Genomic DNA, 1,862 nt, shown 5'->3' on the forward strand with positions numbered 1-1,862 from the left:
CTGTGGAACCAGCCGGTGCGCAATTTTTCGCGCAACGGCGTGCGGCGCGGGGACATCACCCTCTCGATCGGCTCCTGGAACGACATCGACCGCGCCCAGAAGACGCTGCTTGCGATCGCCGCCGTCGAGCGCCGCGTCAAGCGTGAGCCGGCGCCGACCGCCTTTGTCGCGGCATTGGGCGAAAGCACCGTCTCGATCACCTTGCGTTACTGGACATCATCGGTGGATTTCTTCGCCGCCCAGGCCGACCTCACCAAGCGGGCCAAGCAGGAATTCGACCGCGAACGCATATCGATCCCGCTGCCGCCACCGCAGGCCCCGGCGCCGGAAACCCGCCGGCAATAGTCAATCGCCCCTGTGCCGGTGCTGTTCGTCCGGCGCGAAGGCGAGTTCCACCGGCAATGGCGCTTGCGCCGTCATCGGCGCGAAGCTGCCGGTTTCGGTTGCCGGCACCGGCCGCGCGGTGAACACGCGCAAAAGCACGAACAGGCAGAAGACGCAGGCGATGACCACTGTTACATAGATGAAGGCCTGCGTGCCGAAGACGGCTGACAGCGCGGTCACGATGCCCGGCACGATGAAGCCGGACAGCGACCAGGCAAACAACAAGGAACTCGACAGCGCCACCATGTCGTCCTTGCCGGCGCGGTCGGCGGCGTGGGCACTGGCCAACGAGTAGATCGATTCCGAGGCGCCGTCCCACATCACATAGATCACCAGCAGCACCGCCAGCGTACCGCCGTCGAAGCCGAGCGCAAACATCCCTGCCGCCGCGGCGATCGCGGATGCCGCGACCAGCACATAGCGGCGATCGGTGCGATCGGAAATCCAGCCGAGCGGAACCTGCAGGATCAGCGTGCCGAGCGGCATCACCGAAAGCAGCAGCGCCACGTCGGCCTGGCTGTACCCCTTCGCGGTGGCGTGGATCGGCGCGAAGCCGGAAATCGACATGGACAGGCCACCGACCGCCAGCATGCCGGCGACGCCGACCGGCGAAATCCGCCAGGCCCGGCGCCGCAGGCGGCTGGGCGAGCCGGGTCATCCCGACGGGCAGGATGGATAGCGCGGTGAAGGCTATGCCGATCAGCGATGCATCCGCCGTCCTGATGTCGACCAGCGCCAGTGTCGCATAGCCGATGCCGAGCCCGCCGACATAGGCGACGTAGAAGACCGCCATTACCCTGCCGCGTATGGCGTTGGCCACGGCATCGTTGAGCCAGCTCTGCGCGACGATGAAAAGCCCGCATATGGCAAAGCCGTAGAGCGCGCGCGCCGCGATCCACAACAGGGGGTGCGGCCCGGCGCCGATTGCGGCATTCGACAGCGCGATCAGCGCCGACAGCACCATGAAGGCGCGGGCATGGCCAACCCTGCGCACCAGCGGTCCGGTCAGGATGCAGCCGGCGAGACCACCCGCCGACAGACCGGTGACGATCAGACCGGCCCAGGTCGGATCGAAGCCTTCCACGCCGAGCCGGACGGGGATGTAGGCGAACATCAGCCCGTTGCCGATGGCGATCAGCGCCATCGACACCACGACGCTGGCAATCGCGATCAGCGGCGTGGGCGTGTCGCCGTGCCTCGGTTCCGTTTCGGTTTGGTTTTTCACGAGAGTGGTCATATCAGCGCAAGATCATCCATTCGATGACGAAAGGCCGCCGCAAAAGCGACATTGCCGGACTTGCCTTCCTCCTTGCGAAGAAAGGGCGCTGTGCGTACCGATCAGCCCTTCGCCTGCTCGCGGATAGCCGTCGACGACAGCGACGAGCGCGGGCCGTGGATGAAGGTCCACGCGGGCGCCTTCATGCGGGCGAGCCTTGGCGCATCGCCTTCGTCGATGCGGGCATAGTCGAAGGTCTTGG

At 66.3% G+C, this 1,862-nt stretch carries 1 protein-coding gene and 2 pseudogenes; 1 reads left to right on the forward strand and 2 read right to left on the reverse strand.

All coding sequences use genetic code 11. The features are described 5' to 3' along the window. Window positions 1–345, forward strand: a 345-nt coding sequence (locus FJ980_RS30325; RefSeq protein ID WP_140547280.1) for a mechanosensitive ion channel family protein, incomplete at its 5' end; no start/stop codon positions are given. Here the strand turns inward: FJ980_RS30325 and FJ980_RS30330 are convergent. Continuing rightward, window positions 346–1,621, reverse strand: a pseudogene (locus FJ980_RS30330) (MFS transporter). Between the two features lie 101 nt (window positions 1,622–1,722). Beyond that, window positions 1,723–1,862, reverse strand: a pseudogene (locus FJ980_RS35570) (nicotinic acid mononucleotide adenylyltransferase); the annotation flags it as partial.

The organism is Mesorhizobium sp. B1-1-5, assembly GCF_006443065.1.
Lineage (GTDB): Bacteria > Pseudomonadota > Alphaproteobacteria > Rhizobiales > Rhizobiaceae > Mesorhizobium.